Genomic DNA, 4,095 nt, shown 5'->3' with positions numbered 1-4,095 from the left:
GTGTGCCTGTAAAGAAATTCGTTTCGAAAGTTAAGTTCTACTCCAGTAACTGAGTTCCCTCTGGTTACAAAATCAACTGCCCTATTAGGCCCCCCCTTTTATATTGATCAAATACCCACCTGTACAAGCTTTTCAGATCGTGTTGACTACTATTCCCATGGAGTTGAAGAAGGGGGCGGGGAAATTCCAGGTATAGCAAACCGGATCGTAGGTATAGCGGAAAACAGCATGCTCTGCAATAGGCCAAATTTCCAGGAATTCACTTTGTCAGCATGCATGTCTGGCTCCACAATGCGTCATACGCATTGATCACCGGATAGCCCGCAGCAGTAAAATGTGACGAGCTAGAAGAAATATAAGTAGAAAATGACCTTGCTTTTTAGGTAGAAAGAAAACAGTGTCCGGTAAATGAATTCAACTTTGCCCTGATCTCTACTCTACCCTACCAAAACCCAGCGAGTCCAGTGTCTCACACAGAGTTGTATCGCTTGCATCGGCTATCACACAGGTAGGCGTAGTATTTCTATTTCCTGACACCTCTTCAGACAGCGCACGCAGAAACGCTCCCATGCTCTCCCGCCCTGCAGGGTGAACGTATATTCCGTATAACACAGCAGCACCATCCGGTATATTGAATTTGGAGGTAATTCTCGTCTCTGTTGATGACTTCGGATTCCGAAGCCAGGCACAGCACCTCAGCTGCCCGCTTTCAGCCCAGGTATAGCACACACCTCCATCTTCAAACCTGCGCATGGCATCTTCCAGAAATTCCCACCGCGTAAGGGGAGCTCCCTTTTGATCAAAGTCCAGCAAATCACCCAGGCTATTTTTCTGAATGGCGAAAGAAGCTTTCTGTTCTATGGGCTTTCCATGGATCACATATACCCTTTGTTCCGTAATCGCCTTCTTACTCTTCAGACGCTCTTTCACCGACACCAAAAGCCCTTTTTCTTTTGCCTTTCGAAGTCTTGCCTTGAGCAAGTATAGCCATTTTTCAGCGGAGAGTTCTACAGCCATGGGTCTTTTTCCTGCCTTGATCAAACCAGTATGAACCTGCTTTTTAACAAGTCTCTTCAAACGGTAAGATGGATTATTAGCTACCGTCATTTCATACACATAATCATGTGTAGTAGCCATTCGCTCCTTGTAGGAATCTCCGCCTGGCGTTAGGTCAAATACTGCGATGCCCTCCTGGGCCAGTTGTTGCCCAAGCAACATGAAATGCACAAACCCGGGCGAATAAAAACCTGCATAAAAGGGTGTATGCGTGTTTATACCTCCCAAATACACCCAATCTCTCCCGGCAACAGCAACGATGGATGCTACTACTTCTTCATTTACTTTGAGCACCGTGGCATGGAGCAGGTTCTGTTCAAACATCGCCAGCAGAAACTCAGCTTTTAAAGGATTCTCCCTGAAACGATTCTTGTTGAACATCGCTCCTTGCCTGAAGTCAAACTGAAGGGTAAGATCTTTTAAAATTGTCGAGAACCTTTCCCGATCGGTTATCCGCTCCAGGCTGAGCTCACCAAGCCGCTTGAGGCGGTTAAGTTTGTTTCTGTACTCGCTCTTGCGAAACAACTTCGAAAGATCAGGGTCGCTCATGTCCATCAAGGGACGACGGAAGGGCTCCACCACGATGAGCTTCTGCCACTGAGGATCTTCCCGTATCCAGTCTAAAGACGCCTGTGGCGGTATATACCTGAACAAAATGTCGCTGTACGGAAAATGTTTCCTGATTTCCGTCAGGGCCGCTTTTATAAACAAATTGCTATTGTCAACCGTTGCCAACCATACCTGATATTCCGCCTCAAATTGTCCTGCCCCTACAATCCGCACTTTCTTTTTGCTTAGATCAGCTATACCTGAGTCCGGAATCTTTACAGCCATTGTCAGCAATCCGGTAAGGCCGCTTTCATCTTCGGCTTTTACGAGTATCGGCAAGTACTCATTGCGGTAAGTTCTGTACCAGGTGGCTACAAACTCTTTGCTTTGGAATGCCGTAGCCCAGGGACACGACTGGTAGAGAGAATCCCATCCCCGTAATACCTCTTCATCAGAGAGCAATTTAAAAACCTCCTCTCCTACCAGTAGTTCTATACCTGCTTTTTGGAGAGGCGCTACGGCTGCTTCATATCTGTTATTCCTCTGCATACTATACTGTTTTACAGCTTGAAGTATTTATATACACCTGTCTCAAGTGCGAATCACTCTCACCCAACCGATGTGACTGTTGCTCTTAAATTCCCACAGGCCTCATGGACAGCACTCACAATCTGCTTCAGATCATTCTGCGTCAGTTCCTGGTGAACAGGCAAGGCGACGACCCCTTCTCTTAGCTCCCTGCTTCTTGGAAAATCTGCAACCGGTAGTGAAGGGTGCGGGTTCAACCAAAAGAGAAGCCCCACTACTCCACGGCTACGCAGCCGCAACAAAAACTCCCTTGCATGGCTTACTTCTATCGGGAAAGCGAAGGGACATGCTCCTTCAGGCAACGACGCGAAAGGGCCGGGCACCATATCGCCCAGATGCTTGAGCAGGAATCTGTAGTTCTCCCTGCGTCGATCAGCAGTGCTTTCATCCAGTAATTTGGGCAGCAAATGCATGGATATAGTTGCAGGAGGAGTGGACGGATCACCCAGCTCAAACTCAATGGTATACTGCCCCCGCAGTCTGTGCCACGACCTGTTCCACCAGGTAACCAGGGGCTTGAGCATCAGGTGCACCAGGCCAATTTCGCCACGCCTTGCGGCCACCCAATTGACATGTCGCTTGAAGGCTCGCCACATACCTGTTTGTGCAGCACCAGCGGGTGGCGGGGGCGGTACCGTAGATATCACCGCACCACCATCCGGAATACCATATGTTTTGTATAAGCAGAAAAGCCCTATATGCCCAAAGGATCCGACAGGAAGGCCATCCCGTGTGGCCAGGAAAGCCTGGGCAGCATCCTCGATCAGGAGCAGGTTTCGTTCATCGCACCATTGCCGCCAGAATCCGGCGTCCTGTGGAAATCCCAAATAATGGATAATATATAAGGCTCGGACATTTGGACTCAACAGATTTTGCAACTCCTCCGGATCAGGCTCCAGGGCTTCATTCAGATCATAGTAGCGGATCTGAATGCCTGCTTCAATTAGTGCCTCTATCTCAGACCCATGATGATAAGCGGGCACAAGTATGACATCCTCTGTTCCAAGGTCAAGCGTTTTACAGGCGTTCCAGATCGCTTGTCGTGCTAAGGAATAGATCCTGCAACCATCCTGATTGAGTGGAAAAGGACGCCAGTTAGAAGCGCGCCGAAAATAAATGTTGGGGGGAAGCGTAGGCCATATCAGGAGGCTTCGGGTAAGAGAGGGCTTTCTCATTTGAGGACAGTATAAGTACACAGAAGGTTATTGGTATTCTTTGTTTCCCATCTTAGAAGGAGCTCAGTACCTATCTCTCTGCAATCTGCTTTAGCTAGGTTCTGAATGTATGGCCTCGGCTGGTGACAGCAGATTAGCTAGAAACGACAACTCTCGTTCTCTTACTGCTAAAGAATATAGGCTGAGGAGTACCAAAATCCTTCTTTCCAGGGTATGGAAACTTAAACTTGCTCATGAGCGGCTTCCAGACTCCTACCATGCGGCAGATGTTCTCCGCCAGAGACGCTCCTTCTAATAGCCCAAAACGAGGTAGTTTGTAAATATTAGTCAGCTTATCCTCTGTCAGATATTCGGGATCACTGGTAAAGGCAAACCTATAGTTCAATTCATTCAGAACCTGGATCTCCCGCTCACTGTAATCTCCGTTCGGATAGGCAAAGCAAGACACCTCACCAGAGGTCCATGATTCGAGCTTTTGCTTCGACAGCTCTAGTTCACTGAATATCTGTTCATTACTGCAGTTTATAAGTATAGGATGTGAGTGAGTATGTCCTCCTATTGTAACATATCCGGATTTCGAAATCCGCCTGACCTGCTCAACTGTCAGCGCTTCTCTTGGCAGTACGATCTCCCGTTTTATTTCATTTACAAGCGACAATCTTTCTTCATTAGAGACCCTTTTCAATCGCGCCTTTGGAGGCAATTCGTAATTCAGTTCTTTCGCTTT

3 protein-coding genes are annotated in these 4,095 nt (G+C 47.7%); all 3 read right to left on the bottom strand.

Going from position 1 to position 4,095, the window contains the following annotated elements:
* Positions 1-432: 432 nt before the first annotated feature.
* Positions 433-2,154 carry a GNAT family N-acetyltransferase gene (locus tag OB13_RS10595; protein ID WP_461490138.1) on the bottom strand — a complete coding sequence of 574 codons (1,722 nt, stop codon included), beginning with the start codon at positions 2,152-2,154 and terminating at the stop codon, positions 433-435.
* A 59-nt stretch (positions 2,155-2,213) separates the two neighbouring features.
* Positions 2,214-3,368 (bottom strand): DegT/DnrJ/EryC1/StrS family aminotransferase, encoded by a 1,155-nt coding sequence (locus OB13_RS10590; protein WP_461490137.1) that lies wholly within the window; start codon positions 3,366-3,368, stop codon positions 2,214-2,216.
* A gap of 133 nt (positions 3,369-3,501) precedes the next feature.
* The coding region (locus OB13_RS10585) for a polysaccharide deacetylase family protein (RefSeq protein ID WP_461490136.1) at positions 3,502-4,095 on the bottom strand (594 nt) is incomplete at its 5' end.

The organism is Pontibacter sp. HJ8 (genome assembly GCF_054824225.1).
Note: the sequence above shows the minus strand (reverse complement) of the source record. Positions and strands in the feature narration are given on the sequence as shown.

What these genes read in the sequence shown, in the direction of transcription:
- OB13_RS10595 (WP_461490138.1), bottom strand. Translation starts at nt 2,154, where the DNA reads ATGCAGAGGAATAACAGATATGAAGCAGCCGTAGCGCCTCTCCAAAAA.
- OB13_RS10590 (WP_461490137.1), bottom strand. Translation starts at nt 3,368, where the DNA reads ATGAGAAAGCCCTCTCTTACCCGAAGCCTCCTGATATGGCCTACGCTT.